Origin of the sequence: Massilia sp. TWP1-3-3, assembly GCF_049897805.1 — a bacterium.
Lineage (GTDB): Bacteria > Pseudomonadota > Gammaproteobacteria > Burkholderiales > Burkholderiaceae_D > Telluria_A.
Map to the genome: position 1 here is coordinate 38,072 of NZ_JAFCWX010000023.1, position 25,545 is coordinate 63,616.

The 25,545-nt window shown below is 60.7% G+C and carries 25 protein-coding genes; 9 read left to right on the forward strand and 16 right to left on the reverse strand.

Annotated features, from left to right (window positions below):
* Positions 1 to 46: 46 nt before the first annotated feature.
* Positions 47 to 1,561, reverse strand: coding sequence for a peptide MFS transporter (locus ACP7D4_RS19940; RefSeq protein WP_426104933.1), 1,515 nt, complete (start codon positions 1,559 to 1,561; stop codon positions 47 to 49).
* A 259-nt stretch (positions 1,562 to 1,820) separates the two neighbouring features.
* On the opposite strand from ACP7D4_RS19940, the gene ppnN reads away from it, so the two are divergent.
* Positions 1,821 to 3,191 (forward strand): nucleotide 5'-monophosphate nucleosidase PpnN, encoded by a 1,371-nt coding sequence (gene ppnN / locus ACP7D4_RS19945; protein ID WP_426104934.1) that lies wholly within the window; start codon positions 1,821 to 1,823, stop codon positions 3,189 to 3,191.
* Between the two features lie 59 nt (positions 3,192 to 3,250).
* Here the strand turns inward: ppnN and ACP7D4_RS19950 are convergent, their stop codons facing one another.
* The 5 genes from ACP7D4_RS19950 to prfB all read right to left on the reverse strand — a co-directional run bounded on the left by ACP7D4_RS19950 (position 3,251) and on the right by prfB (position 8,347).
* Entirely contained in the window at positions 3,251 to 3,583 is a 333-nt protein-coding gene (locus ACP7D4_RS19950; protein ID WP_426210898.1) for a hypothetical protein, read from the reverse strand.
* Positions 3,584 to 3,769: 186 nt separating this feature from the next.
* Positions 3,770 to 4,861 (reverse strand): catalase family protein, encoded by a 1,092-nt coding sequence (locus tag ACP7D4_RS19955; protein ID WP_426210900.1) that lies wholly within the window; start codon positions 4,859 to 4,861, stop codon positions 3,770 to 3,772.
* Positions 4,862 to 4,969: 108 nt separating this feature from the next.
* Positions 4,970 to 6,502, reverse strand: a complete 1,533-nt coding sequence (gene lysS / locus ACP7D4_RS19960; protein ID WP_426210901.1) for a lysine--tRNA ligase — start codon at positions 6,500 to 6,502, stop codon at positions 4,970 to 4,972.
* 80 nt (positions 6,503 to 6,582) lie between these two features.
* Positions 6,583 to 7,242 carry an HAD family hydrolase gene (locus tag ACP7D4_RS19965; RefSeq protein ID WP_426104942.1) on the reverse strand — a complete coding sequence of 220 codons (660 nt, stop codon included), beginning with the start codon at positions 7,240 to 7,242 and terminating at the stop codon, positions 6,583 to 6,585.
* A protein-coding gene (gene prfB / locus ACP7D4_RS19970) for a peptide chain release factor 2 (protein ID WP_426104944.1) occupies positions 7,243 to 8,347 on the reverse strand; the annotation gives its coding sequence in 2 pieces (ribosomal slippage) (positions 7,243 to 8,265 and positions 8,267 to 8,347; 1,104 coding nt in all). It abuts the gene before it with no gap.
* A 152-nt stretch (positions 8,348 to 8,499) separates the two neighbouring features.
* Here prfB and ACP7D4_RS19975 point away from each other — a divergent pair.
* Both ACP7D4_RS19975 and ACP7D4_RS19980 read left to right on the forward strand, forming a co-directional pair.
* Entirely contained in the window at positions 8,500 to 10,515 is a 2,016-nt protein-coding gene (locus ACP7D4_RS19975) for a bifunctional 2',3'-cyclic-nucleotide 2'-phosphodiesterase/3'-nucleotidase (protein WP_426210903.1), read from the forward strand.
* Complete coding sequence (locus ACP7D4_RS19980) at positions 10,512 to 10,940, forward strand: tetratricopeptide repeat protein (RefSeq protein ID WP_426210904.1); 429 nt, start codon at positions 10,512 to 10,514, stop codon at positions 10,938 to 10,940. The genes ACP7D4_RS19975 and ACP7D4_RS19980 overlap by 4 nt, the downstream gene beginning before the upstream one ends.
* A gap of 4 nt (positions 10,941 to 10,944) precedes the next feature.
* Here the strand turns inward: ACP7D4_RS19980 and ACP7D4_RS19985 are convergent, their stop codons facing one another.
* On the reverse strand, positions 10,945 to 11,484 hold the full coding sequence (locus tag ACP7D4_RS19985) for a GNAT family N-acetyltransferase (RefSeq protein WP_426210906.1): 540 nt from the start codon (positions 11,482 to 11,484) through the stop codon (positions 10,945 to 10,947).
* Between the two features lie 142 nt (positions 11,485 to 11,626).
* On the opposite strand from ACP7D4_RS19985, the gene ACP7D4_RS19990 reads away from it, so the two are divergent.
* The 4 genes from ACP7D4_RS19990 to ACP7D4_RS20005 all read left to right on the forward strand — a co-directional run bounded on the left by ACP7D4_RS19990 (position 11,627) and on the right by ACP7D4_RS20005 (position 16,101).
* The gene (locus tag ACP7D4_RS19990) at positions 11,627 to 12,436 is read left to right on the forward strand and encodes an SPFH domain-containing protein (protein WP_426210908.1); all 810 of its coding nucleotides are present in this window, start codon (positions 11,627 to 11,629) and stop codon (positions 12,434 to 12,436) included.
* A 54-nt stretch (positions 12,437 to 12,490) separates the two neighbouring features.
* Positions 12,491 to 14,011 (forward strand): helicase HerA-like C-terminal domain-containing protein, encoded by a 1,521-nt coding sequence (locus tag ACP7D4_RS19995; RefSeq protein ID WP_426210910.1) that lies wholly within the window; start codon positions 12,491 to 12,493, stop codon positions 14,009 to 14,011.
* 271 nt (positions 14,012 to 14,282) lie between these two features.
* The gene (locus tag ACP7D4_RS20000; RefSeq protein WP_426210912.1) at positions 14,283 to 15,671 is read left to right on the forward strand and encodes a glycosyltransferase; all 1,389 of its coding nucleotides are present in this window, start codon (positions 14,283 to 14,285) and stop codon (positions 15,669 to 15,671) included.
* 61 nt (positions 15,672 to 15,732) lie between these two features.
* Positions 15,733 to 16,101 carry a DUF6463 family protein gene (locus tag ACP7D4_RS20005; RefSeq protein WP_426210914.1) on the forward strand — a complete coding sequence of 123 codons (369 nt, stop codon included), beginning with the start codon at positions 15,733 to 15,735 and terminating at the stop codon, positions 16,099 to 16,101.
* A 6-nt stretch (positions 16,102 to 16,107) separates the two neighbouring features.
* On the opposite strand, the gene ACP7D4_RS20010 is transcribed toward ACP7D4_RS20005, so the two are convergent.
* Both ACP7D4_RS20010 and ACP7D4_RS20015 read right to left on the reverse strand, forming a co-directional pair.
* Complete coding sequence (locus ACP7D4_RS20010) at positions 16,108 to 16,629, reverse strand: M23 family metallopeptidase (protein ID WP_426210916.1); 522 nt, start codon at positions 16,627 to 16,629, stop codon at positions 16,108 to 16,110.
* 52 nt (positions 16,630 to 16,681) lie between these two features.
* Entirely contained in the window at positions 16,682 to 16,852 is a 171-nt protein-coding gene (locus ACP7D4_RS20015) for a hypothetical protein (protein WP_426210917.1), read from the reverse strand.
* A gap of 125 nt (positions 16,853 to 16,977) precedes the next feature.
* On the opposite strand from ACP7D4_RS20015, the gene ACP7D4_RS20020 reads away from it, so the two are divergent.
* Together ACP7D4_RS20020 and prfH are read left to right on the forward strand one after the other, a co-directional pair.
* Complete coding sequence (locus tag ACP7D4_RS20020) at positions 16,978 to 18,162, forward strand: RNA ligase RtcB family protein (RefSeq protein WP_426210919.1); 1,185 nt, start codon at positions 16,978 to 16,980, stop codon at positions 18,160 to 18,162.
* Positions 18,162 to 18,782, forward strand: a complete 621-nt coding sequence (prfH, locus tag ACP7D4_RS20025) for a peptide chain release factor H (protein ID WP_426106222.1) — start codon at positions 18,162 to 18,164, stop codon at positions 18,780 to 18,782. The genes ACP7D4_RS20020 and prfH overlap by 1 nt, the downstream gene beginning before the upstream one ends.
* On the opposite strand, the gene ACP7D4_RS20030 is transcribed toward prfH, so the two are convergent.
* The 7 genes from ACP7D4_RS20030 to ACP7D4_RS20060 form a co-directional block, all read right to left on the reverse strand.
* The gene (locus ACP7D4_RS20030; RefSeq protein ID WP_426106223.1) at positions 18,779 to 19,099 is read right to left on the reverse strand and encodes a DUF2288 domain-containing protein; all 321 of its coding nucleotides are present in this window, start codon (positions 19,097 to 19,099) and stop codon (positions 18,779 to 18,781) included. The two genes, prfH and ACP7D4_RS20030, sit on opposite strands and share 4 nt — an antisense overlap.
* A gap of 8 nt (positions 19,100 to 19,107) precedes the next feature.
* On the reverse strand, positions 19,108 to 19,800 hold the full coding sequence (locus ACP7D4_RS20035) for an RES family NAD+ phosphorylase (protein ID WP_426106224.1): 693 nt from the start codon (positions 19,798 to 19,800) through the stop codon (positions 19,108 to 19,110).
* Positions 19,801 to 20,238: an antitoxin Xre-like helix-turn-helix domain-containing protein gene (locus ACP7D4_RS20040; RefSeq protein WP_426106226.1), complete on the reverse strand. Its 438-nt coding sequence runs from the start codon at positions 20,236 to 20,238 to the stop codon at positions 19,801 to 19,803. It abuts the gene before it with no gap.
* Positions 20,239 to 20,568: 330 nt separating this feature from the next.
* A complete protein-coding gene (recJ, locus tag ACP7D4_RS20045) occupies positions 20,569 to 22,263 on the reverse strand; it encodes a single-stranded-DNA-specific exonuclease RecJ (protein ID WP_426106228.1) in 1,695 nt (564 codons plus the stop codon).
* Complete coding sequence (locus ACP7D4_RS20050; RefSeq protein ID WP_426106229.1) at positions 22,260 to 23,282, reverse strand: hypothetical protein; 1,023 nt, start codon at positions 23,280 to 23,282, stop codon at positions 22,260 to 22,262. Before ACP7D4_RS20050 ends, recJ begins: the two co-directional genes overlap by 4 nt.
* Before the next feature lie 139 nt (positions 23,283 to 23,421).
* Positions 23,422 to 24,207 (reverse strand): ferritin Dps family protein, encoded by a 786-nt coding sequence (locus tag ACP7D4_RS20055; RefSeq protein WP_426210920.1) that lies wholly within the window; start codon positions 24,205 to 24,207, stop codon positions 23,422 to 23,424.
* 50 nt (positions 24,208 to 24,257) lie between these two features.
* Positions 24,258 to 25,448, reverse strand: coding sequence for a hypothetical protein (locus tag ACP7D4_RS20060; RefSeq protein WP_426210922.1), 1,191 nt, complete (start codon positions 25,446 to 25,448; stop codon positions 24,258 to 24,260).
* Positions 25,449 to 25,545: the final 97 nt, after the last annotated feature.

Here is a 25,545-nt window from a genome sequence, read left to right on the forward strand (position 1 = left end):
AAAAACGGCGGCCCGCAGGCCGCCGTTGTCAACGCAGGCGTATAACTTACTTCACGCCGTGCATCAGCTTCTGGATCAACGGTGCGAGCAGGAACAGAATCACGCCGCCTACCATCAAGATCCAGAATCCTTGCGTGTAGCCGGTGAGCGCCGATTGTACCGACATGCCGGTTTCGCCGCTGATCAGGCCGGCGATGATGCCCGACAGATTATTGCCGATACCGGTCGAGAGGAACCAGCCGCCCATGCCCAGGCCAACCAGGCGCACAGGCGCAAGCTTGGTGACCATCGACAGGCCGATCGGGGACAGACACAGTTCGCCCACCGACTGAATCCAGTAAACGGCGAACAAGGTCCAGAATGGAATCTTGCCGATGGTCGGATCGACCAGGAAGGTCAGCGAATACATCAGCAAGCCAAACGCCAGGCCGTTGAAGATGATACCCAGGCCAAATTTGCGTGGAATGGACGGGTTGACGTTCTTTTTGCCCATGGCCACCCAGATCCAGGCGATCAGCGGAGCGCAGGCGATCACGGCGACCGAGTTCACGCTCTGGAAGTAAGCAGTCGGGAACATCTCCATGCCCAAGGCGCCGGCGCGGTTGACGACTTTTTCGGCCAGGAAGGTAAACGAGCTGCCTGCCTGCTCGAAAAACGCCCAGAACAGGATGTTGAAGGCGAAGATGATCATCATGGCGATGGTCTTGTCGCGGGCGATTGCGCCGTCCTTGATGCCTTCGGCCATCAGCATGACGGCGAGCACGGCAAACAGGCTCATGAGTACGTATTGCAGCGGCTCGGCGCCTGCCTTGAGCAGGAAGTACATGACCGGGATGACGAATAAGGCGCCGATGGCGACCATGACCATGCGCATCGGATTCTTGGCGTCGCCTTCCGGTGCGCCAATGCCCTTGAGCGTTGCGCGGCCAAAGTAAAACCATACCAGGCTGATCAGCATACCGATGCCGGCAGCGAAGAACACGATCTTGTATGCCGGGGTGTCGCCCGTATTGAACACTTTTTGCGCGAGGTATTGGGTCAGGATCGGTGCAAAAAACGCACCCATGTTGATACCCATGTAAAAAATCGTAAAACCGGAATCGCGGCGGGTGTCGTTCAATGCATACAGTTTGCCGACCATGGTCGAGATGTTCGGCTTGAACATGCCGTTACCGACGATGATGGTGGCCAGACCGAGCTTGAAGATGTCCGGGTTGGGCATGGTGATCATGAACAGGCCGGCGGCCATGAAGATCGCGCCCAGCAGGATCGAGCGCTGGTAGCCAATCACCTTGTCGGCCACGTAGCCGCCGAAGACGGCGCCCGCATACACCAGCGCCAGGTAGGAACCGTAGGTCAGGTTGGCGTCTGCCTCGCCGACCGATTGGCCGCCGTAGAACTGGGTCACGATATACAGAACCAGCGCCCAGCGAATGCCGTAGAAAGCGAAGCGCTCCCAGAATTCGGTCATGAACAGCATCCACAGGGGACTTGGGTGCCCCATGATTTGCTTGAACTCTGGAATGACAACTTCCTTGTGCGTACTAGTGGTACCGCTCATCCGGTATCTCCTGATTTTATTGGTTTATGAAATGGATAAATCATATGAAGCGCCCATGCTTGTGGCTCGGGAATTCCAATAGGGACGCATTTTAATGTAAAACCTGCCACGCAAAGCGAAATTTCATAATGTGTGCTAAATACGCCCGGCGGCGCCCGTGTGCAGGCACAATATAATTCGTGGCCCCAAGAGGCGTGAGTTGTCGTATATTGGCATTGCAGGCTTGTTTGTATCACCAGATAGATAAGGAATCCGCACTATGGAACATGAAGTTGTCGATACCCTGATTTCGCCCGAAGGCCAGCTCGAGGTGCTCTCCAAAGCCGAAGTCTTCAAGCTTCTCGACACCAGCCAGGGCGGCCTGTACCAGATTTTCCGCAATTGCGCCCTTGCGGTGCTCAATTGCGGCAGCTCGATCGACGATGGCAAGGAATTGCTGGAACGGTACAAATCGTTCGATATCAGCATCGTGCAGCGCGAACGGGGCATCAAGCTCGAGATCAAGGGTGCGCCGGCCATCGCTTTTGTCGACGGCAAGATGATCAAGGGGATTCACGAGCACTTGTTTGCGGTGCTGCGCGATATTATTTTCATCAGCAGCGAAGTGACCGACAATCCGAAATTCGACATGTCGCGCACCGAGGGCATCACCGATTCGGTTTTCCATATCCTGCGCAACGCCAACGTGCTGCAGCCGCTGCGCAACCCGAATCTGGTGGTGTGCTGGGGCGGGCACTCGATCAACCGCATCGAATACAACTATTCGAAGGAAGTCGGTTATCAAATGGGGCTGCGCGACCTTGATATTTGCACCGGTTGCGGTCCTGGCGCGATGAAGGGGCCCATGAAGGGCGCCACCATCGGCCACGCCAAGCAGCGCCTGACGGGCGGTCGCTACCTGGGCATTTCTGAGCCGGGCATTATCGCGGCCGAGTCGCCCAACCCGATCGTCAACGATTTGGTGATCATGCCCGACATTGAAAAGCGGCTGGAAGCGTTTGTGCGCACCGGGCACGGCATCATTGTGTTCCCGGGCGGCGCCGGGACGGCCGAAGAGATCCTGTATATCCTTGGCATCCTGCTGCATCCCGAGAATGCGGACATGCCGTATCCGCTTATTTTTACGGGGCCGGAAACGGCGCGCGACTACTTCATCCAGATCAACCAGTTCATCGCCGATACGCTGGGCGAGGAAGCGCAGAAGCGCTACCAGATCATCATTGACGACCCGGAAATGGTGGCCAGGGAGATGCAGCGCGGGATCAAGCAGGTGCGTGAATTTCGCAAGACGCGCAGCGACGCTTATTATTTTAACTGGCTGCTGAAGATTGACGAGGAATTCCAGAAGCCGTTCCGTCCGACGCACGAGAACATGCGCAACCTGAGCCTGCACAAAAACCAGGCAAAGCACCTGCTGGCGGCAAATTTGCGGCGCGCGTTTTCGGGCGTGGTGGCGGGGAATGTGAAGGATGAAGGGATCCGGGCGATTGAAAAATTCGGGCACTTTGAAATTCATGGCGACGCGGCGATCATGGGTCCGATGGACGCGCTGCTGTCGTCGTTCGTGGCGCAAAGCCGGATGAAGTTGCCTGGCAAAACGTACACGCCTTGCTACAAGGTGATCCAGTAAGGCGGCCGCCAAGCGGTTGATACAAAGGGTGTGAAAGCGAGCGCTTTTCCACCCTTTTTTTACGCCTGGGGCCTCCAGCTCGCTTCGACCAGGTCGTCCTGGCGCCGTTCCAGCGTGTGGACCTGAGCGCCGATATGCTCGAGGATGGCGTGGACGAATGCCAGTTCGGCCGGCGTTGTCCATCCCGGCCAGCGGATGATGCGCAGCAGTTCCTGCAAGTTGCTGCCGCGCCCAAGATGGGCCAGCGCATCAAGCAAATGCCGGATCTTGTTTTCCAGCTCGTGGATGTGGTGCGGCGGCCGGTGATGGCATTTGTGGTCCTTGTGATCGTCGTTGGCAGTTTGCGCGACCTGCTGTTGCCGCTGCTCTGGCAAGTTTTCTTTGGCCTCCATGGTATTACACCTCGTCGAGCCGGAAAAAATGACGGGCCGCTGTGGCTCACTGGCGGCCTGTAACCAGCCTAACGAGAAAGGATGAGGTCACTTTAATCAAAATTAACGCCGGTCTCAGTGGATTTTGTTTAAATTTTTCATTGGAATAACCCGTAAAGCGCGGCGTTTAATTCTGATGAGACATCGCTAGTCGGGAACCTGATCCAGGCTGGAAATTTCGATGCGGGGCTGGGCATTGCGCTCGTGGCGAAAGGCCGATGACGCCTCGTAAGCCTTGATCCGGGCGCGCATGATGGACCCGAGGGGACGGTGCGCCTCAATGCAGTGCCAGGGATTGAACGACAGGACATCGTCGGTAAACACGCGGCGCGCATGGCTGTAGGCTTGCTGGGGCGGGATGGTCAGCTTGGCCACGCTCTGGTAGGGCGAGAGCGCTTGCGGCCAGTCCACCGACGCGTCCTCGATCGGCATCTGGTCCACGCCCGTGCATAGCTGGGCGCGCAGTTCATATTCGGCTCCCTGGTGCTTGAAAAAATCCACCACCAGGTCGCGCAGGACCGAGTCGCCGTCGTCGTGCTCGATCAGCTGCCCGGTGAGCGCCTTGAGATTGTCCGACAGCGGCGCGGCGCACAGCTTGGCCACGTAGTTGCCGTAGCGCACGGCCGCCATGCTGTAAAAGGTCTCGCCAAGGATATGATTGTTCGGCATGCCGATGGTGTCGATGGTCGCGCTTTCAATGCCGAACGCATGTAGCGCCTTGCTGCCGCCGCGCGCCAGCGCCGCCATGATGCGCTTGGTGGTGTCCGGATCGTCCATGTGCTTTTCCAGCAGCTTTTGGGTCTTGAGGTAGGCGGCGGCGTGGCCGAACGCGATCACGGGATGGTTCACCAGCAGCAGGTCCTGGGTGCTGGCCTGCTGGCGCGCGGGCAGGAACTGGCGGCCTGGCACGCCCAGCATCTTGATCGCCATGCCGCGCGCCACCGGGACCTTGTCGCTATGGATGTCGCCGAACGCGGTGGACAGGCGGATCACGACCGGGTAGGTGGCCGCTGTGGCGAATACGCCCTGGGCCAGGTGGGCGGGAAGATGATCGTAGACGGTGACTTCGCCCACCAGCACGCCGTGGCTTTTGGCATGCGCATCGCGCTTGGCGTGGCGGTGCTTGTCGAAGACTTTTTCGTTCACGCGCATCATCGAGGCGACGATGGTGTCGATGATGGCGTCTTCGTTTTCCTGCTGTTGTTCGAGCTTGTCGTGGTAGCGAATATAGGCGGACATGCGAGCTCCCTGCTTGTAAAGGAAGCAAGATGGTAGCTCCCGCCACACGGCGTTCGCTAGAGAGCAAGCTCTAACTAAACTTCCACCCCGGGGTGGATTTGCGGTTCGTTACTCTTCGCGGCGCAGGTGGGGGAACAGGATGACGTCGCGAATGTTGGGCGAGTCGGTGATCAGCATCATCAGGCGGTCGATGCCGATGCCGCAGCCGCCGGCCGGCGGCATGCCGTATTCCAGCGCACGGATGTAGTCGGCGTCGTAGAACATCGCCTCTTCATCGCCCGCATCCTTGGCCGCTACCTGCGCCAGGAAGCGCGCCGCCTGGTCTTCGGCGTCGTTCAGCTCCGAAAAACCATTGGCGATTTCGCGGCCCACCATGAAGAGCTCAAAGCGCTCGGTCACGCCGGGCATGGTGTCGGAGGCGCGCGCCAGCGGCGACACTTCGGCCGGGTAGTCGATGATGAAGGTCGGCTCCCACAACTGCGCTTCGGCCGTCTCTTCAAACAGCGATAGCTGCATCGAGCCTAAGCCCGACGTCGAGAACGGCTTGACGCCGAACTTGAGCAGCTCGCCCTTCAGGAAGTCGATGTCGTTCAGTTGTTCGGTCGTGTAGTGCGGCGCGCATTTGTTGATTGCTTCAACGATCGTCAGGCGATGGAAGGGCTTGGACAGGTCGAGCTCGCGCCCGCCATAGGTCAGCACCGCAGTGCCATGCGCGTCCACCGCAGCCCTGCGAATCACGGCTTCGGTGAAGTTCATGATCCACTGATAGTCGGTGTAGGCGGCGTAAAACTCCATCATCGTAAATTCAGGATTGTGGCGCGGCGAGACGCCCTCATTGCGAAAGTTGCGGTTCACTTCGAACACGCGGTCAAAGCCGCCCACGACCAGGCGCTTCAAGTACAGTTCGGGCGCGATGCGCAGGAACATTTCCATGTCCAGCGCATTGTGGTGCGTGATAAAAGGCTTGGCCGCAGCGCCCCCGGGAATGGTGTGCAGCATCGGCGTTTCGACTTCCATGAAGTCGTTTTCTTCCATGAAGCGGCGGATCGACGACATCGCGGCGGTACGCGCCTTGAAGGTGCGGCGCGTCTCTTCGCTCATGATCAGGTCCACGTAGCGCTGGCGGTACTTGGTCTCCTGGTCGGCCAGGCCGTGGAACTTGTCAGGCAGCGGACGCAGCGACTTGGTGATCAGGCGCAGGCTGGTCACCTTGATGGTCAGTTCGTCGGTCTTGGTCTTGAACAGCGTGCCTTGCACGCCCAAAATGTCGCCTAGGTCGTAGGAGTGCAGCTCTTCCATCGCCGCTTCGCCGGTTTTGTCGAGCGTGACGTAGATCTGGATGCGGCCGTCGCCGGCGCCGGACGAATCCTGCAGGACCGCGAACGCGGCCTTCTTTCCCGCCGGGCGCGAGAGCATCATGCGCCCGGCCACGATTACCGTCACTTCGTTCGCCTCGAGCTCTTCGCGCGACTTGTCGCCATACTGCGCGTGCAGGTCGGCGGCCTTGTGCTGGGGGCGGAAGTCGTTCGGAAAAGCGACGCCTTTGGCGCGGATGGCCGCCAGCTTGACGCGCCGCTCGGCGATCAGCTTGTTTTCGTCGGCGCCCGGGGCGGCTGCTTGGTCTTGAATGTCGGTGGTCATGATGAGTATCGCTCGTCTTTTTGAATAGTCTGCTTGACTATTCGTGTTGTTTATTCAGGATCGTTCGGGATTATTCTGGATTATTCGGGGAACAGTTCATCGATCGTCAGCTGCGAAAAATCGCTGGCGATGTGGAGGACATTGTCGAATTCGGCGAACGCTTCGGCGGGTAGGGTGGTGCTGAGCACCACCGCTTTCATACCCGCGCGGCGCGCAGCTTCCACGCCCAGCGGCGCGTCTTCAAACACGATGCAGTGCTCGGGCGCGACGCCGCAGCGCTGCGCCGCCAGCAGGAACACGTCCGGGTGCGGCTTGCCGCGCGCAACATCGGCCGCGCCGACGACAGCGTCAAAGTGACGCCGCACGTCTAGCCCGTCGAGCGTGAAGGTGATGTTGGCGTCGGGCGCGGCGGTGGCCACGGCCAGCGCCACGCCGCGCAGCTTGGCCTGGTCGATCAGGTCGTCGAAGCCGTCCACCGTTTTGCGATGCGGCGCATACAGTTCGCGGTAGACCGATTCCTTTTCCTGGTTCAGCGCCAGCACGGCGGCGTCGTCAAGATGCTCGCCCAGGTACGAACGGATGATCTCCTTGCCCTGGCGCCCGGCGGTGGCGCGGAAAAAGGCGTCGGCATCGATGTCCTGGCCGCGGCGCTGGAAAAACGTGATCCAGGACGCGGTGTGAAAGGACATGTTGTCGACGATGGTGCCGTCCATGTCGAAGATGAATGCGCGTTTCGTCATCTACACGCCTTGCTTGAGCGAGGCCGAGATGAAGTCGTCCAGGTCGCCGTCCAGCACGCCTTTGGTATTGCCCGTCTCGAAATTGGTGCGCAAATCCTTGATGCGCGACTGGTCGAGCACATACGAACGGATCTGGTGGCCCCAGCCCACGTCGGTCTTGGAGTCTTCCAGCTTTTGCTGCTCGCTCATGCGCTTGCGCAGTTCGTGCTCGTACAGCTTGGCCTTCAACATCTCCATCGCCTCAGCGCGGTTGCGGTGCTGGCTTCGGTCGTTCTGGCACTGGACCACGATGCCGGTCGGGCCGTGCGTCATGCGCACTGCGGAATCGGTCTTGTTGATGTGCTGTCCGCCGGCGCCCGATGCACGGTAGGTATCGACCCGGATGTCGGCCGGGTTGACGTCGATCTCGATCGAGTCGTCCACCTCGGGGTAGACGAACAGGCTGGTGAACGATGTGTGGCGCCCGTTGGCCGAGTCGAAAGGCGACTTGCGCACCAGGCGGTGAACGCCGGTCTCGGTGCGCAGGTGGCCGTAGGCGTATTCGCCTTCGACTTTGAGCGTGGCGGTCTTGATGCCGGCGATTTCACCGTCCGACTGCTCCATGATGTCGACCTTGAAGCCCTTGCGCTCGCAATAGCGCAGGTACTGGCGCAGCAGCATCGAAGCCCAGTCCTGCGCCTCGGTGCCGCCGGCGCCGGCCTGGATGTCGATGAAGCAGTTGTTGGCGTCGAGCTGGCCGCTGAACATGCGACGAAACTCCATCGCTTCGATCACGGCCTTGATGGTGTCGGCGTCGAGCACGACCGCTTCAAGCGTTTCTTCGTCGGCTTCTTCGCGCGCCATGGCAAACAGGTCGTTCGCGTCTTTGAGGTCGTTTTCAGCCTTGATCAAGGTATGGACGACCGCTTCCAGCGCTTTTTTCTCCTTGCCGAGATCTTGCGCGCGTTTCGGGTCGTTCCAGACCGTCGGGTCTTCCAGTTCTTCGTTTACTTGTTCGAGCTTCTCTGACTTTTTATCGAAGTCAAAGATACCTCCGAAGTTCGGCTTCACGTTCCGTGAGGTCGTTGAGCAGTGCTGCGAGGGCGTTAATGCGTTCGGCTTCCATGGCTTGTCCGGTCTTAAATTGGTTGAATCGAACTTTCGATTATACCGTATCTGCCCGCTTCCCAGAATGGCGCGCGCGTCCGGCTTGATCGCAGGGCGCGCGCTGCGTATGATCGAGGCACATTTCATATCAAAAAGCGTCCACTCTTCCCTATGCGTTATCAACTATGCACTCAACTATGTACCGCAGTGGTGGGCCTGCTGGCCGCCGCCTGCGCCCATGCCGCCACGCCGCCGCCGGTTGGCACGCACGCCGTCATTGCCGTGCTCGAGACCACCGACGTGCATTCGAATGTGCTCGGCTACGATTACTTCCGGCTTGCGTTCGAGCCTGCACTGGGCCTGGAGCGCACCGCCGCCCTGATCGCCACGGCGCGCGCGCAGTATCCGAACAACGTCCTGATCGACAATGGCGACACCATCCAGGGCACCGCGCTGGCCGACTATGAAGCGCTGGTCAGGCCGCTCGCCTGCGACAAGACGCTGGCCGTCTACAAGGCCATGAACCTGATCGGCTTTGACGGCGGCGGCATCGGCAACCATGAATTCAATTACGGCCTGTCCTACCTGAGCCAGGTGACGGGCAGCCGTTTCGACGTGGCGGGCGTCGACCCGGCCAGACCTCGCTGCGCGGGGCCCAATTTTCCGCTGGTGCTCGCCAATATCTACAGCCTGAAGACCAGGCTGCCCCTGTTTGCGCCCTGGCGCATCATCGACAAGCAGGTGATTGCCTCGGGCCCCGACAGCACGCCGGTGCAGGTGACGCTCAAGGTAGGCATCATTGGCTTTACGCCGCCGACCATCATGTCGTGGGATAAGCGCTGGCTCGACGGCAAGGTCTACGCCGAGGGCCTGCGCGAGAGCGCCATCAAGTTCATCCCCGAGATGAAGGCGCAAGGCGCCGACATCATCATCGCCATTTCGCATGGGGGCCTCGATGACAGCGCCTATTCGCCCAGCATGGAAAACGGTAACTGGCATTTGTCGAAAGTGCCGGGCATTGACGCCATGCTGATCGGGCATTCGCACCAGGTGTTCCCGAACGCCGCCAGTACGGTGCCGCAATTTAACCTGCCGGGCGTGGACAAGGCCCGCGGCCTGGTCAATGGCGTGCCGACGGTGATGGCCAATATGTGGGGCAAGCACCTTGGCGTGATCGGCCTGCACCTGCAGTACGACGGCCAGCGCTGGGTTGTCGACAAGGACAGTACAACGGTCGAGGCGCGCTCGGCGCAGCTGGCCGACAAAAGCTTCGTGGCGCCCGATCCGGCCATCGCTGCGCTGGTCGCGCAGGAGCACGAGGCGACGATCGCCTATGTCAAGACGGCTGTGGGGACGACCGATTTTCGGATGTCGTCCTATTTTGCCGACGTCGGCGACGTGTCGGCAATTGCCGTCGTCAACCTGGCGCAGGCCGATTACGTGCAACGCTTCGTGAAAACGTCATTGCCTCAGTACGCGGCGCTGCCGGTGCTGTCGATGGCCTCGCCCTTGAAGAGCGGCCACGCCGGCGCGGGCGACTTTACCGATGTTCCGGCCGGTCCCCTGGCACTGAACAATGTGGCCGACCTGTACCTGTATCCGAACGCGCTGCACGCAGTCAAGGTCAATGGGGCGCAGCTCAAGGCATGGCTGGAGCGCTCGGCCAAGCGCTTCAATACCATCGACCCGGCCAAGACCGGGCAGCAGGAGCTGATCAACCCGTCGTATCCCACCTATAACTACGATGCCATGACCGCGAAAGAGGTCAGCTACCAGATCGACCTGGCGCGCCCGCCCGGCGAGCGCATCGTCGCGTTGCGCTACAAGGGCAAGCCGGTCAATCCGGCCAAGGAGTTTTTGGTGGCGACCAACAGCTACCGCGCCAGCGGAGGGGGCGACTTTCCCGGCCTTGACGGCAGCAAGACGGTAATCGCTTCGCCCGACAGCAACCGCGATGTGCTGATTGCCTATATCAAGAAAACGGGCGCGCTCACGCGGGCGGCGCACGGCCAGCCGCGCAGCTGGCGCTTTGCCGCCATGAAGACGGCTGGACCGGTGGTGTTTCGCTCGGCGCAGGGCAAGCTGGAACTGGCGCAGCAGGCCGGCTTGAATAATATCTCGGTACTCAAGGACGATGACGGGCAGGGCAAGGGCGTCTCGGTGTATCAGATCGACTTGTCGAAATGATGCGGCAATTGACGATCTTGCGCGCTGCCGTGCTGGCCTTGTGCGCGGCAGCGCTGCATGCGCCGGCCCACGCCGCGCCGCAGCTTGATGCGACTTTTGAGCTGGGGCGACAGTACCGCCATGGCGCCGATATGCCGCGTGACAGTGCGCGCGCCTATGCGCTGATCGAGAGCGCGGCGCGTGCCGGCCATGCGCAAGCGATGTTCATCGCGGCGGCCATGCTGGCGACGGGCGAGGGCGTGCGGCGCGACGGGGTGCTCGCCCGGCGCTGGCTGGAGGCGGCGGCAGAGCTGGAAAACCCGGAAGCGATGCAGCAGCTGGCAATGAATCTGCGCGAAGGCGCGCCGGGTTACGAGCGGGATGAACAGCGCGCCGCGCAACTGCTTGACGAACTGGCGCACGCCATGAAACACCGCGCGCACTGATGCCTCAGATGGCCGCGTCGTGCGACGTGGTCGCCTTGAGGTGAAACTCCTCTCGCAGTAAACCGTAGACAAACAGATCGACATACTCGCCGTTGAGCAGTTCAGCCTCGCGCAGCATGCCTTCCCACGTAAAACCGAGCCGCTTGGCCACCATCTGGCTGGCCAGATTGGTGCTTGTACACTGCAGTTCGATCCGGTTGAAACCGAGTTTGTCGAAACAGTAGCCGATCACCGCGCGCACCGACGCACTGGCCAGACCCTGCCCCTGGAAGTTCTCACCGATGTAATAACCCATCGACGCCTTGCGGTTCTCCAGCTCGATTTTATTCACGCGAATCGCGCCGCACAGCTTGTCGTTGGCAAAAATATGCCACTCGAACAGCTCGTCGACCTGGCCGGCCTCGATTACGTGCTGCACATGCGCGGTGCACGCGGCAATGCTCGACAGTGTGACGACTTTCGGCAGATATTTCTTCAGGTATGCAGTATTTTCCTGGATCAGTGCGGCCAGCCCGGCCGCATCGGCAAGTGCCACCGGGGTCACGCTGACCGACGAGGAAATGCGCAGTGTTTCAGTTTTCAGGGTAACTCCGTAGTGTCGCTATCTTTACAGCCGAATAGTATATAGGTTATGTTGCCTGCCAACGGCGCAGCCGGCGCCTACCGAAAAATACTGAAAGTAATTGATGAAAAAAACAATACCCGCCATCCTGCTGGTTCTTGTCGCAGCAGTCGGCGCGACCGGTTGCACCATCGTCGATACGGGCGAAGTGGGCTTGCGGGTCAATTTCGACAAGACCATCGAAAACAGCGAACTGGTGGCGGGCAGCTTCAACCAGACGCTGGTGGGCCACGTGCTGACGTTCCCGGTCAAGGATGTGAGCGTGGACGTCAAGGACTTGATGCCGCTGGCCGCCGACAATTCGACGATGAAGGATTTCGACATCAGCGTGGTGTACAACATCACGCCGTCGGCCGTGTCGGAGCTGTACATTAACAAGAGCCGCTCCTTCCATATGGTGGACAACACCGGCGACATTTACCTGATGCACAACTATATTTACCAGACCGCGCGCAACGCGATCTACAAGACGGCGCGCAAATACGAGGCGCTGAACATGAACGACAGCCGCTCGCAGATCGAGCAAGAGATCCAGGAGATCATGGTCAAGACGCTGATCGACGAAAAGCTCGCCGGCATCGTCATCTCGCAGGTGCGGGTCGGCAGCATGGTGCCGAGCGACGCCGTCAAGGCCAGCGCCGACAACCTGGTGCGCGCCAAGAACGAGGAAAAAACCAAGGAAGTCGAAGTGCAGATCGCGAAAAAAGAAGCGGAGCGCATCGCCGCGCTGAACGCCAATGCAGGCGCGATCGCTTACATGCAGGCGCAGGCGCAGATGAAGATAGCAGAAGGCATCGCCGAGGGCAAGGTCAATACGGTCGTCATTCCTTACGACTTCAAGGGCATGGTCAACATCACGGCGCCAGACAAGTAAAGGCTGGCCGCCTTTTCGTATAGAATTTCGCGCTTACCCTTATTGGAAACCACCATGTCTATCCCGCTGCCGATCGCAAAAAACATCACTGCCACGCCGGCCTTCACGCTCGACATGCTCTCGAGCCTGGTCAACCGCCATGGCTGCATCACCGGCGCGACCGGCACCGGCAAGACCGTGACGCTGCAAACGATCGCGCAATCGCTCTCGGACATCGGCGTGCCCGTCTTCATGGCCGACGTCAAGGGCGACCTGTCTGGCATGGCCAAGGCCGGTGCGCTGTCCGACAAAATGAAGGCGCGCTTGGAGATGCTGGGCGTGGAGGAGCCGGCGTGGGCGGCCTGTCCGGTGACGTTCTGGGATGTGTACGGCGAGCACGGTCACCCGGTGCGCGCGACCATTTCCGACCTCGGCCCGCTGCTGCTGGCGCGTATGCTCAACCTGAACGACACCCAGGAAGGCGTGCTGCAGCTGGTCTTCAAGATCGCCGACGACAATGGTCTGCTGCTGCTCGACTCCAAGGACTTGCGCGCGATGCTGCAAAACGTGGGCGACAACGCGGCCGACTACCGCACCTCGTACGGGAACATCTCGGCGGCCAGCATCGGCGCCATCCAGCGCGGCCTGATGGCGATCGAGGAGCAGGGCGGCGAGCAGTTCTTCGGCGAGCCGATGCTCAACATCGACGACCTGCTGCAGACCGATGCGCACGGCAAGGGCATCGTCAACATCCTCGCTGCCGACAAGCTGATGAACGCGCCGCGCATGTACGGCGTGTTCCTGCTGTGGCTACTGTCCGAGCTGTTCGAAAACCTGCCTGAGGTAGGCGACCTGGAAAAGCCGAAGCTGGTGTTTTTCTTCGACGAGGCGCACTTGCTCTTTGCCGAGGCGCCCAAGGAACTGCTGCAGAAAATCGAACAGGTGGTGCGCCTGATTCGCTCGAAAGGCGTGGGCGTGTTTTTCATCACCCAAAACCCGCTCGATATTCCGGACACGGTGCTTGGACAGCTAGGCAACCGCGTGCAGCACGCGCTGCGCGCCTACACGCCGCGCGACCAGAAAGCGGTCAAGGCGGCGGCCGAAACCTTCCGCCCGAATCCGGCGCTCGATACGGCGCAGGTGATTTCGGAGCTGGGCGTGGGCGAGGCGCTGGTCTCCTTTCTTGATGAAAAGGGGCGGCCCAATATCGTCGAGCGCGCGTTCATCCTGCCGCCGGCGTCGCAGCTCGGGCCGATCGACGCGGCCGAGCGCAAGGCGGCCATTGCCGCTTCCGTAGTCGCCGGCGTGTACGAAAAAACCGTGGACCGCGAATCGGCGCACGAAATCCTTGCGCGGCGCGCCAGCGCGACGGCAGCGACCGAACAGGAAGCGCGCGCCGCCAAAAAAGCAGATGCACCAGCGGCCGATTCGGGTGGCTTTGGCAGCATCCTGGGCGGCTTGTTTGGCAATGGCGGCAGCAAGCGCGAGTCGCCGGTGCAGGCGATGGTCAAGTCGGCCGCGCGCAGCATTGGTTCGTCGGTGGGCCGTGAAATCATTCGCGGTGTGCTCGGCTCGATCCTGAAAAGCAAACGCTGATTGTTTCTGCGGCGCGCTCCACGCGCCGTAATGAAACGCGCGACACTGCGGCGACGCGCTTGCGCTTTTGGCGCCCGTCGCAAGCGGAAATCCAACCGTCGCCCCTGCCAACGCCAGCGGCGTCGCATACCTTACGCAAACAGAGGAATCAAAAACGTTCTCTTGCCATCAAGGCAACGTTGCTGGTACGCTGAGCCTTGGCGCAGCGCGGTCGCCGGCCAACAGCAAAACGTCGTGATCGTACAAACGAGTACAAGCCGAAAAGGAAGCAATGACAACCGAAAGCAATGCTTATTTGCCAACAGGTTGCGCTGCGGTGCATGGTATGTTCAGCCGGGCCCAAGATCCTCTCGTCATCATTGCCACCAGCGGAACAGGTGGCGACTTGCTTCCGTTCATCACGATAGCGCAGGGCTTGCTTGCACGCGGAAGACGGGTATTGATGCTCGTACCGGGTTTTCATGCTGCGACCGTCCACGCTGCGGGCCTTCCTTTTCAAACTTTCGGCACCCATGAGCAATTCCAGGCGCAGCTAAGCGACCCCGACCTTTGGGATGAACGCAAAGGCTGGGGCGTGGTCTGGAAGGGATTGGTGCCCCACCTTAATGCCATATGCCAGATCATTGAGCGGCTGCCAGCCGAGCAATCGTGCGTGGTGCTATGCCACCCGATTCTCGTTCCAATGGCTGTGCTTGCAAGGGCGATTCGACCGGATTTGCGGATTGTTTGCCAATATCTCGCCCCGTCGAACCTGTGCAGCAGCCATGACATGCTCACGGCCGCCTCGTTGCGTATTCCGTCCTGGATTCCGATCAATTGGCGACAGGCGCTGTGGAGACTGATTCACAAGGGCTGGGTCGACCCCCTGACCTTGCCTAGCCTTAACGCGGCACGAGAGCAACACAAGCTGCCGCTAGTGCGGCATTTTTTTGAGCATATGTTGACAGCGCCTGATGTGTCGGTGGGCTTGTTTCCAAGCTGGTACGCCTGCGTTCAAGTCGATTGGCCTCAGCCTTTCGTGGAAGGTGATTTTGTCAGTGCCCCTTCACGCGGCGGGGCCCCCTTGGCGCCGGAACTGGAGCAATTTTTGGTCAATGGCAGCCCGCCGATTGTGTTTACTCCCGGGACCGGACACCAGCACGCCGCACGCTATTTCGATACTGCGGCGAAGGCTTTAAAGCGCCTAGGGCGGCGCGGACTTTTCATCACTCCACATGCAGCACAACTGCCCGATTCATTACCGCCCGATATTTTGTGGCAAGCGCATGTACCTTTCGATGCATTGCTGCCGCGCGCGGCCGCCGTTGTGCACCACGGTGGCATTGGGACCACTGCCGAAGCCTTTGGTGCAGGAATACCGCAACTCATCGTGCCATTTGCCTACGACCAGTTCGATAACGGTCTTCGCGCCAAGCGCTTAGGCGTGGCTGAAGTGCTGCTCGCGAAACGCCTGTCGAGTAGGCGAATGGAAAAGCAACTCACCAATTTACTCACCTCTCCCGATGTAGCGCAGGCATGCAGCACGCTTGCAAAGAAATCGACTCAGAAGCCGGAGTTGCCTTGGCTGCTGGATCGCGTGGACGAGGCCTTATTCCAAACATCCAAAACCAAGCCTGATGTGGACGCTCTGACTGGGGCGTTCATGCCAGTGTTGTCGTAGTCATGTTCGGCCAACAGCAGACGTAGCGGTACTTTTTATAGAATTTTAACGGGGAGATATTTTGAGAAATTGGATTGGTAAGTGGGTGATGTTTGTCGCTATCGGACACACTGTCTCTGCATCGCTTTTCTTTGGTGGAGCTTATCGTGAATTGATTGCTGGTGGGCTCTATGATTCCGTACAGTCAGTAAAATCCGAAAGGGCTGTCTGGTTTGCGCTATTTGGCATCGTGTTGTTCATTGTTGGAATGCTGATTTCCAACCTTGAAAAAAATAGGCTGCAAGTGTCAAAATCGGTGGGGTTGGCACTTTTGTTGCTAACTACCCTCGGCGTGTTGATGATGCCAATTTCAGGATTCTGGTTGATGTTTCCGGCAATATTTGGGATATTTTATAATTGCACATCTGTCGCGCCCAATGCGAGCGCATGACCGGCGCTACGACCGCCCGCCAAGCAAGGGATAAGGATTGATCGCGCCCTCATCGGCATAGACGCCGTAGTGCAGATGCGGTGGCGTGGTTTTGGCATTGCCAGTGTTACCAACATATCCCAGCAGCGTGCCGGCCCGCAACCGATCGCCGGCTCTGACAGTGCCGAAGCGGTCCAGGTGAGCATAGTAGTGATGGTGCCCGGCCGGCCCGAGCACCCACACCACCTTGCCGCCGACGGGCGTTTCCTCGAGCCGCAGCACAATGCCTTCGGTAGCTGCTAACACCGGCGTTCCCTTTTTCGCAAAGATGTCGATCCCTTCATGGCGGCGATTCGGCGCCCTCGCGGCATGCCACGTGTCTCTGAGGGCGTGGGGGTCAATCGCATCAACAGGCATCGCCAGCTCAGTTGGCTGCGGCATGGAAGACAGCCGGACGGCATACCAGGCGAGGTCCAGCCAGGGAAACGCCAGGTACGCCAGGGCGATGAACAGTACGGTAGCAAGGAGACGGCGAATGATGGTTAACAAGAGCGGATTCACAGTGCAGAGTAACGTCGGTTGGGCAGCGTAACACCAGACTTTACTGCCGATGTGTGCAGGCACGATGCGTTTCCAATGTAATGCCTGCGCGTTGATCTGCAGACGAGCGCTGATGTTTTTCTTGCAAGCCCTCTAAAATTGATTTTTGATCCGTGACCTCAGCAAGCCAACCCATTTTTTGAAAGGAGTTTGATATGACTAACTTGAACATCTCCACTCCTTTTCTGGGTCTGGCTGGTCACGTCCTGCATTAAGCCGTAGTTCCTCCAGCGACGAATCACTCGTCCGCCCACCGCCAGCGCCCAATCCTTTTTCTATTTTTTGGATTGGCATTACATGGGCAATTTTGTTCAACAAATTTCTGATCGCGTATCGATCATTGCGTCCGAGCGCCTGTGGCTCGAGGACGCGGCTATTCAACAGGCAAAGACCACGTCGCTTTTGCCAGGCATGCAGCGCGTGGTCGGACTGCCGGACTTGCATCCCGGCCGCGGTTACCCGGTCGGCGCCGCTTTTTTCTCGACGGGGCGTTTTTATCCGGCGCTGGTGGGCAACGACATTGGCTGCGGCATGGCGCTGTGGCAGACTGACATCCTGGCCGGGAAGGCCAAGCTCGACAAGCTCGACAAACAGATCGGCAACCTGGACGAGGTCATGGATGAGGACGAATGGGCCAGCCTTGACGAGGGCTTGCTCGCGCGCCTCGCGCAATTGACGGCGCTGATGCAGGCAGCTGGCCTGGACCCGGCGCATCTGCGCTCGCTCGGCACGATCGGCAAGGGCAATCACTTCGCCGAACTGCAGGTGATCGACGCGGTGGAGGCGCCCGACGTGCTGGCCGCAACTGCGCTGGCGCCAAAGTGCCTGCAACTGCTGGTGCACAGCGGTTCGCGCGGCCTGGGCCAGCAGGTGCTGCGCGCGCATGTCGATGCGTTCAGCCATGCGGGGCTGGCCGAAGGGAGCGAGGAGGCTCTTGCCTACCTGCTGCAGCACGATGCTGCGGTGCGGTTTGCAGAGCTCAATCGCAGCCTGATCGCCGCGCGAATGTTTAATCGGTTGCGCTGCACAAGTAAAGCAGTCTTGGAAGTGAACCACAACACCGTCAACGCCGCCTCCATCGATGGCGTGCAGGGCTGGTTGCATCGCAAAGGCGCCACGCCCAGCGATGGTCCGCTGGTCGTGCTGCCTGGGTCGCGCGACGACTACAGCTACCTGATCGAGCCGCTCGTGGAAGTAGGATCGCTCAGCCTGCATTCGCTGGCGCATGGCGCCGGGCGCAAGTGGATGCGCACCGACTGCAAAGGGCGGCTGGACCGTATCGCCACGCCGGCGCAATTGAGCCGCACGACAATGGGCGGGCGCGTGATCTGCAATGACCGCGCGTTGATTTACGAGGAGGCGCCGCAGGCATACAAGAACGTCGACAGCGTGCTCGCGTGCCTGGTTGGCGCAGGACTTGCGCGCGTTGTTGCGCGCAGCAGACCGCTGCTGACGTACAAAACACGCGGGGAGTGCTGCTGATGATCTGGTTGCAAATCACGGTCAATTCCGGCCCGGCGGCGTGCTGCCTTGCGGTGACAAAGGCGGTCGGCGTGTTGAGCGCGGAGGCGTTGCAGGCCGGCGTCGACATTCGTATCGTCGAACAGCTGGAAGGGCCGGTTCTCGGCACTTTCAGGTCGGTCTTGCTTGAACTCGATGGTGGCGACGCCGCGTTGCTGGCCAGGCGCTGGTGCGGCAGTTTGCTGTGGGTGTGCGAGAGCCCCTACCGCAAGCTCCACAAGCGCAAGAACTGGTTCCTGCATGGCGCGGCCTTCGCGCCGCCGCAGGTGGACGCCGGCACGGGCGAGATCCGCTATGAGGCGACGCGCGCGTCCGGACCGGGCGGGCAGCACGTCAACAAGACCGACAGCGCGATCCGGGCCACGCACGTGGCGTCCGGCTTGTCGGTCAAGGTGCAGAGCGAGCGCAGCCAGCATGCCAACAAGCGGTTGGCGGGGCAACTGCTGGCAAGTAAGCTGGCCGCTTTGGCGCAAGCGCAAGCCGATAGTCAAAAGTCGGCGCGCCGCATGGGGCACCTGCAGGCGGAGCGGGGTAATGCCGCCCGCGTGTTCGTCGGTGCAGACTTTGCGGAAAAGCGCTAGTGAATTTTTTTCTTCTCTGGCTGGACCAGGATGAAAGGATTGACCACTGACGTCCACAGCAAGGCCTCGGACTGAGCCCAGGTCTGGGCCTGCACGTCGGTGACCTTGCCCACTTTGCCTTCGGCCATCCAGGCGGCGATGGCGGCCTTGTCGTCGTGCGAAATACGCACGGCGACATCGACCAGGTCGAGTTCTTCGCTAATGTAGACCACGGTGCCCTGGGCGAAGTGGCGTTCCAGTTCGGCCCATGGCAGGCGCGCAGTTTCGAGGTTGATCTTGATGCGCAGGTCGGTGTCGTTGTCAGGTGTCGTGTTCATGCAAAAGATCAAGGGTGTTCAATGGATTCAATGACGGGTGTTGGCGAGCCGGACCACGTAAGGCGGTAGGCCGGGCCTTTGCGCACGTTGCCGACCAGCGCGGGCCGAAAGCATGCCAGGCAAGTGCCGCCTTCATGGCGCACGCTGGGGTAAATAACGCCCATCGAGCCGGCGTCGAGCAGGTCGGCGGCCAGTTTTTGCGAGTCCATGTAGCTGGCCGGGTCCAGGCAGTTGCTGAAGGCGTCGATGCCACGGATGTCGTGGAAGGTGCTGGTGAAGTCAGCCAGCATCGCCTGGTAGGTCACGCTGTCGTCGAAGCGGTCGATCTCCTGGTATTCCACGGTCTTGTGGAAAGTGATTTCGGCGAGCGAAGTCTCCACTTCGAAAGCGCAGTACCAGGCCCCGCGTTCGCCGTCGTTGAAGCGGCTGCCTTCCGGGCGCGGATAGGTATAGGCCGCATTGATGATGCGAAAGTTGGGCACGCCGAATACGAGTTCATCGACGCCAATGCCGGGCAGGCCGCCGTATTCGCCGCGCAGGCGTTCGTTGGTGGCGTTATCGAGCTCGAACAGGTCGCGCAGCACGTCGGGGCTTCCGGCCAGCGGTGCGAGGACCGAGTCTTCGACATCGGCAAAGCGCGACGGGATTAGGCGACAGGTATCGAACTGGCGCAGGTTGCAAAGTTGGGGGACGACGGGCAATTAGAGGCCTCCGCGGCGCGCATCGAGCAGTTTGCGTACGGTTTGCATGGCCAGCAGGCCGCCCGCAACCATCTGCGAGATCGGGGTGCGCCCGGCAAACACGGGATTTTTATTCGGGAGCGTGATCCATTCGTCGGCGAGCTTGTCGCCGTACAGAATGTGCAGGGCCTTGTAGATGCCGAGCAGGTAAGAAATACGCGTAATGCGGTCGACTTCGAGCACGCGGTCGGGGTTCTTTTTCCACTCGTAAAACGTGGACGAAGACAGGCCGCCGAGAAGTTCGCGCGCGTCTTCGTCGCGCAGCTTCCAGGCTGCAACGAGCTTGAAAAAGCCGATGAGCGCCGACTTGGACAGGCGCTCGCGTTCGGGCCGCGCGTTCAAGTCCACCAGGACGGCGGGCTCGAAACGGCTTTTAGGATATGCGTAGGCTAGGTTCATGATGCGATACCTCCGGTTATGGATACTTTATACTCCACTTGGGCCGCACGTGCAAGCGTTTGCGCCGAATTCGGAGGGTTTCTTGGCTTTTTTCGATGAGTTGGAGTAATTTACACTCGTCATTTTGTTGTTGCGCGTTTGGGGCGTCAACGATGCGCAGGTCGGAGAAGGGGCGCGCCCAGGCCTTGCGCTTATCCGACCTATGCCCCTCGTTGGGACACGTTCACACCAGAGGCAGCGCGCAATGCTAAAACGTTATCTGTTCTGCGATAACTTCGTGCGCGAGGTGCTGCGTCGATGACTGAGCAACTCCTTGGATCTGGCGTCCCTTTACGCCGGTTCCGCGTGTTCCACCATCAGTTGCACCCGCGTGACGCCGTTGTACTCATTGGCATCGAGCCGGAATGCGACCCTGGCGCGCTCGCCCACCGACGCGGTGTGCCCGAACCAGATCGCATCATAGCGCTGGCCATTGCGCTCCAGCTGCAGCTTCAAGTGGCGCTCTTTCAAAATGCGCTGGCTTACCACCCGAAACTCGTCGCAAAACACGGGCGGCGCGAAGCCCTGGCCCCATACCTGGCCATCCATGATGTCAATGAATTCGGTCGTGTAGTACGCGTCTTCCAGCGGTCCGTCGGTCTCGATGATGCGCTCGAGCTGCGGGGCGCTCAGCCAGGCGCGTCCCACTGCCTCGAAGGCTTCCGAGAACGCGTCAAAGGCGTCAGCGCGTATCGTCAGCCCGGCCGCCATCGCGTGGCCGCCAAATTTGTCGATTAGGCTGGGCGCACGTTTCGACACGAGGTCGAGCGCATCGCGCAAGTGAAATCCTGGGATCGACCGTCCGGACCCCTTGATCCAGCCATCGGCACCGGGCGCGAACGTGATCGTGGGCCTGAAAAATTTCTCCTTCAGGCGCGAGGCCACAATGCCGATCACGCCCTGGTGCCAGCTTTCGTCAAACACGCTGATCGTATTGCTGGCCGACGGCTCAAAGGCGTCCAGGTGTAGCAGCGCAGCGTCCTGCATCTCCGCTTCGATTTCGCGCCGTTTAAGGTTGATTTCATTGAGCTGCTGGGCGATCGCCCAGGCGCGCCCTTCGTCGTCCGTGATCAAGCACTCGATCCCAAGCGACATGTCGTCCAGCCGTCCCGCGGCGTTCAAACGCGGACCCAGGGCAAAGCCCAGGTCGAAGGGCGACGCGGTGCGCGGTTCGCGCCCGGCCACGCGAAACAGCGCGGCTACGCCGGCATGCATGCGGCCGGCGCGCATGCGCTTCAAGCCTTGCGCGACCAGGATGCGGTTGTTGGCGTCGAGCTTGACGACGTCGGCCACGGTCCCCAGCGCGACCAGGTCGAGCAGGTTGTCGAGCTTGGGCTGGGTCTGGGCGTCGAACACGCCGCGCCGGCGCATTTCGGCGCGCACGGCCAGCAGTACGTAAAACACCACGCCCACGCCCGCCAGGTGCTTGCTGGGAAAGCCGCACTCGGGCTGGTTGGGGTTGACGATGACGCGCGCCTCGGGCAGCTTGTCGGCGGGGAGGTGATGGTCGGTGATGACGACGTCAATCCCGCGCCGCTTCGCTTCGAGCACCCCGTCGATGCTGGCGATGCCGTTGTCGACGGTGACGATGATGTCGGGCGCTTTTTCGCGCGCGGTCAGGGCGACGATTTCGGGCGTGAGCCCGTAGCCGTACTCGAAGCGGTTGGGAACAATGAAGTCGACCGTGGCGCCCATGGCCCGCAAGCCGCGCAGCGCGACGGCGCAGGCGGTGGCGCCGTCGCAGTCGTAGTCGGCCACGATGCACATCTTTCTGCCGGCAGCGATGGCGTCGGCCAGGAACACGGCGGCGGCGCCAATATGCAGCAAGCCGCTTGGTGCCATCAGGGACGCTAATTCGCTCGACAGTTCGCGCGCGTCGGACAAGCCACGTGAGGCAAACAGGCGGGCCAGCACGGGATGCACGCCGCCCTGGCGCAGCATTTCAGAAGTGCGGAACGAACAGGGGCGGGTCGAAATACGGGTCATGGCAACAATCGGTCGAGGGTAGGCGAACGCCAGAATGCTTTCTGCGCCCACTTGGTGGTGATGAATGCCTTGTGGACGGCGCGGTTGCCGATCACGAGCCTGAGCTGCGCATTGCGCCCATGCTGCAAGCCGGCCAGCGTGGGCGCGAACAGTGTCTCTTCAAAGCGCTGCATGAGGCCAAGCCAGCTGGACCAGTCGCCGGCCATGGCGGCCTGGCACAAGTCGCCGCGCACCAGCATGCTGTCAGCCTCCTTGCCGCTGAACGGGTCGGGCAGGGCGGCTGCAGGACTGGTGGCGATGGCCGACAGCCAGGACGGCACGCCGGTGGCGGCAAACAGTGGCGTAGCGCCCGCAGTTGCAGGCCCTTGCGACAAGCCCCACGGCCAGAAGGAATTGACCGCTGCCAGGCCGCGACCTTCGCGCGCCACGTTGGCCGGGTGCTCGAACCACAGCATCTGGACTTCGTTTTGCAGCTTGCGAAATTCCACGGCGGCCGGGCCGGTAGGCAGCCAGTCGGTCAGGTTCTGGCCCACGGCGGCGTCGGGCGAGCCGGTGTGCAGCGTGGCCCAGTCGCCGGCGGCCATGAACCAGGTCTGGGCGTCGCCGTACACCAGCGTTTTGCCCAATTCGTCGAAAACCGGCTTGGAGGTGGCGAACAAGGCTTTGGCATGGTCTTCGGCCAGGTGCAGCTGGCGAAGGTCGTGCATTAACAGGTGGCTGCGTGCGATTTCGATGTGGGCAGGGTTGATGATGAACCAGGCGGCCGTGCCAGGGTCCAGGCCAAAGCCGCGCATGGCGGCGGCGGCAAAGCTTGGGGCGCCGGAAGGCGCCAGGCCGAGCGTTGCGGAAAGCCAGGTTTCATGCGGCAGCGCGCGCAAATTGTCGTCGAAGGGCAAGCTGCGGCACGCAGCGCGCGACAGCAACGCTGCCAAGGCTGGGGTCTTCAGGGCGCGCACCAAGTCTTGCGCCAGTTCGGAGGGGGGCAGAGCGTAGGGCAGGACAAGCGTAATCTGAGTCATGCCACATTGTAGGGCATCTTATGTTTCCAGGTGCAATTGCACGAACCTGCAGTGCCCTTAAAAACGCGCGCCGGGCGACAATCAAGCCACCATTAGGCGGCACGGCGCGTGCTGCCATTTACTAATGCATGCGCTGCTGTTATTCCGCTGATATCGACTCTTGCTGGCTATCGATGTCCCCACCGTCGAGCTCCACATCGCCGTACGTCAGTCCGATGGCTTCCTCGTACCACGTTTGCACCAGTGCCAGGTGCTCGCGCTCCTGGTTCAGCGCGTTAGTGAACTCATCGACCATGTCGGTCAGGTCGTGCTCGTCAGCCAGCGCGACCAGCGTTTCCCAGCCGGCTTTGTCGCACAGTTCGGCCGTCATGATGGCGTGCAGCGACTGGGCAATGCTGGTGCGCGGGTCGTTCAACACCTGGACCAGACCCATGGACTCGACCCCGGCCAGGTCGGCGCTGGGCGTTTGCGACGTCGGGTCGCCGCCCAGCGATTCGATGGCGTCGGAAATAAGCATGAAATGGCGCGCTTCATCGGCCCTGATGTGCTCCAGGTCATCGATAGTCATGCTGATGTCGCCGTCGAGCATGACTTCGCACTTGGTGATCAGCGCGTCATAGAGCCGGGTGCCGGTACGTTCAAAGGCGAGCCGCTCGCCAAGCTTGTCGAGCAGGATTTGCGGGCTGTCGCCCTTGAGCGCCTGCACCGTCATGCTCACTGCACCCTTGAGCGTGCCGGGAAGCGGAATCGAACCAAGCGAATCGGCGTTGGCGATGTAGTCGTTGCGCATCTCGGCCAGTGCCGATTCGTCGCCGTCGTCAATCCCGGCCATGGAAGGATCCATTTCCTGCATCGCCTTGCTGTCAACGGGCGACATCTGGATCCCGGTGCGGTTCATGCCCACGTGTTCAGAATGAAGTGTCATACATATCTCCTAAGATGTCTCCTGCAATAGTTCATCAAATCGGGAAGACGTCAGGACGCCATGGTTCCCACGGCGCTGATCTTGCCCCTGCGGCTCAGTTCCGTGCCTGGCGCCCAGATGTAGCCGGACGCCACCGCTTCGCTGGGCGAACCGTCAGCGTTGACCACGTTGCGGTAGAGGATAGAGTTAGGTCCCTCCTTGTCGCGCGTGACGAACTGTGTGCCGTCGGTGCGCAGGTCAACCTCGTTGGCGAGCACCTTGCGCACGAACTCGCGCTGGCTGCGGAACGCGAGCGGGGCGGTGAAGTCGCTCGTGACGATCTCGGCTGGGTCACGTTTGGCGAACTGCTTAAGCGCGTCGCAGGCCATGTGGAAGTGCCCCAGCTCATAGTCCAGGAAGCGTTCCCAGATGGCTTTGACGTTGTGGTTGGTTTCCTGCTCCACGCAGCTGTAGTAGTTGTAGCACTCGTTTGCCTCGTGCAGCACCCATTGTTCGAGCCAGCTTTCGGTCGGGTCGAGCATGGATGAGTACTGGGTGACGTGCTGCTCTTCGACCGATGCAATCTCGGCATAGAGCTGGCGTGCCAGCGGGTCGGAAAACAGCGGACCGATATTGAGGTAATAGTTCTGGGTTTGCGATTCGCCTGCGACGATGATGAGCGCGTGCAGTTTGGTGAGGAAATCGGCCTGTTTGGCGTCGTAGGGCGTGCGCAGGTCGTCCTCGGGCGAGCGGTGGTGTTCCACCGTGTGGCGGGCGGGCACGATGTCGGTATAGCTTTGCAAGATGTTGTTGGCATCCTTGCCTTCAAGCCGGTCGAGCAGGGCCGAGTAGCGGTATAAATGGTCGAAGTCTTCCAGCAGCCCGAAACGGTAAACCTGCGCCAGGTAAGCGTCCGGCTCGCGCTGGGCGATGGCGGCGGTGACTTCGATCGCCGTCTGTTCGTAGGCAATGGTGGTTTCAAGGGGCGAATGGTCGGCGCCAATGAGCCAGTTGACCATGGTGGCCTGGTGGTGCTCGGTGCGGCGCACCTGGGCCAGCGGCAGGCGCAGGTCGGCATTGAAACGCGCCGCCATGTGACCGAAACGCAGCGCTTCGTGCTCCAGCCCGTTGATGAGAATGATCCGCACGCGCGTAAATGCGTCGTCGTCAAGTTTGCTGATCGGTTTTTGAACAAGGTCGCGCCAGGTAAAATGCTGGTTCTCGACCTTAATGCCTTTTGCGTCAAATAAGCTAAATGCCATCACGAGCCTCCTGTTGGTGAACGTACGGGCTTCATGCTTTGAGTTGCCGGCTGCCGGCAGGTTCAAGGTTTTTTTGTAACTGTCAGCCTAGCGGCGC

What these genes read in the sequence shown, in the direction of transcription:
- ACP7D4_RS19940 (WP_426104933.1), bottom strand. Translation starts at nt 1,561, where the DNA reads ATGAGCGGTACCACTAGTACGCACAAGGAAGTTGTCATTCCAGAGTTC.
- ppnN (WP_426104934.1), top strand. Translation starts at nt 1,821, where the DNA reads ATGGAACATGAAGTTGTCGATACCCTGATTTCGCCCGAAGGCCAGCTC.
- ACP7D4_RS19950 (WP_426210898.1), bottom strand. Translation starts at nt 3,583, where the DNA reads ATGGAGGCCAAAGAAAACTTGCCAGAGCAGCGGCAACAGCAGGTCGCG.
- ACP7D4_RS19955 (WP_426210900.1), bottom strand. Translation starts at nt 4,861, where the DNA reads ATGTCCGCCTATATTCGCTACCACGACAAGCTCGAACAACAGCAGGAA.
- lysS (WP_426210901.1), bottom strand. Translation starts at nt 6,502, where the DNA reads ATGACCACCGACATTCAAGACCAAGCAGCCGCCCCGGGCGCCGACGAA.
- ACP7D4_RS19965 (WP_426104942.1), bottom strand. Translation starts at nt 7,242, where the DNA reads ATGACGAAACGCGCATTCATCTTCGACATGGACGGCACCATCGTCGAC.
- ACP7D4_RS19975 (WP_426210903.1), top strand. Translation starts at nt 8,500, where the DNA reads ATGCGTTATCAACTATGCACTCAACTATGTACCGCAGTGGTGGGCCTG.
- ACP7D4_RS19980 (WP_426210904.1), top strand. Translation starts at nt 10,512, where the DNA reads ATGATGCGGCAATTGACGATCTTGCGCGCTGCCGTGCTGGCCTTGTGC.
- ACP7D4_RS19990 (WP_426210908.1), top strand. Translation starts at nt 11,627, where the DNA reads ATGAAAAAAACAATACCCGCCATCCTGCTGGTTCTTGTCGCAGCAGTC.
- ACP7D4_RS19995 (WP_426210910.1), top strand. Translation starts at nt 12,491, where the DNA reads ATGTCTATCCCGCTGCCGATCGCAAAAAACATCACTGCCACGCCGGCC.
- ACP7D4_RS20000 (WP_426210912.1), top strand. Translation starts at nt 14,283, where the DNA reads ATGACAACCGAAAGCAATGCTTATTTGCCAACAGGTTGCGCTGCGGTG.
- ACP7D4_RS20015 (WP_426210917.1), bottom strand. Translation starts at nt 16,852, where the DNA reads ATGTTCAAGTTAGTCATATCAAACTCCTTTCAAAAAATGGGTTGGCTT.
- ACP7D4_RS20020 (WP_426210919.1), top strand. Translation starts at nt 16,978, where the DNA reads ATGGGCAATTTTGTTCAACAAATTTCTGATCGCGTATCGATCATTGCG.
- prfH (WP_426106222.1), top strand. Translation starts at nt 18,162, where the DNA reads ATGATCTGGTTGCAAATCACGGTCAATTCCGGCCCGGCGGCGTGCTGC.
- ACP7D4_RS20030 (WP_426106223.1), bottom strand. Translation starts at nt 19,099, where the DNA reads ATGAACACGACACCTGACAACGACACCGACCTGCGCATCAAGATCAAC.
- ACP7D4_RS20040 (WP_426106226.1), bottom strand. Translation starts at nt 20,238, where the DNA reads ATGAACCTAGCCTACGCATATCCTAAAAGCCGTTTCGAGCCCGCCGTC.
- recJ (WP_426106228.1), bottom strand. Translation starts at nt 22,263, where the DNA reads ATGACCCGTATTTCGACCCGCCCCTGTTCGTTCCGCACTTCTGAAATG.
- ACP7D4_RS20050 (WP_426106229.1), bottom strand. Translation starts at nt 23,282, where the DNA reads ATGACTCAGATTACGCTTGTCCTGCCCTACGCTCTGCCCCCCTCCGAA.
- ACP7D4_RS20055 (WP_426210920.1), bottom strand. Translation starts at nt 24,207, where the DNA reads ATGACACTTCATTCTGAACACGTGGGCATGAACCGCACCGGGATCCAG.
- ACP7D4_RS20060 (WP_426210922.1), bottom strand. Translation starts at nt 25,448, where the DNA reads ATGGCATTTAGCTTATTTGACGCAAAAGGCATTAAGGTCGAGAACCAG.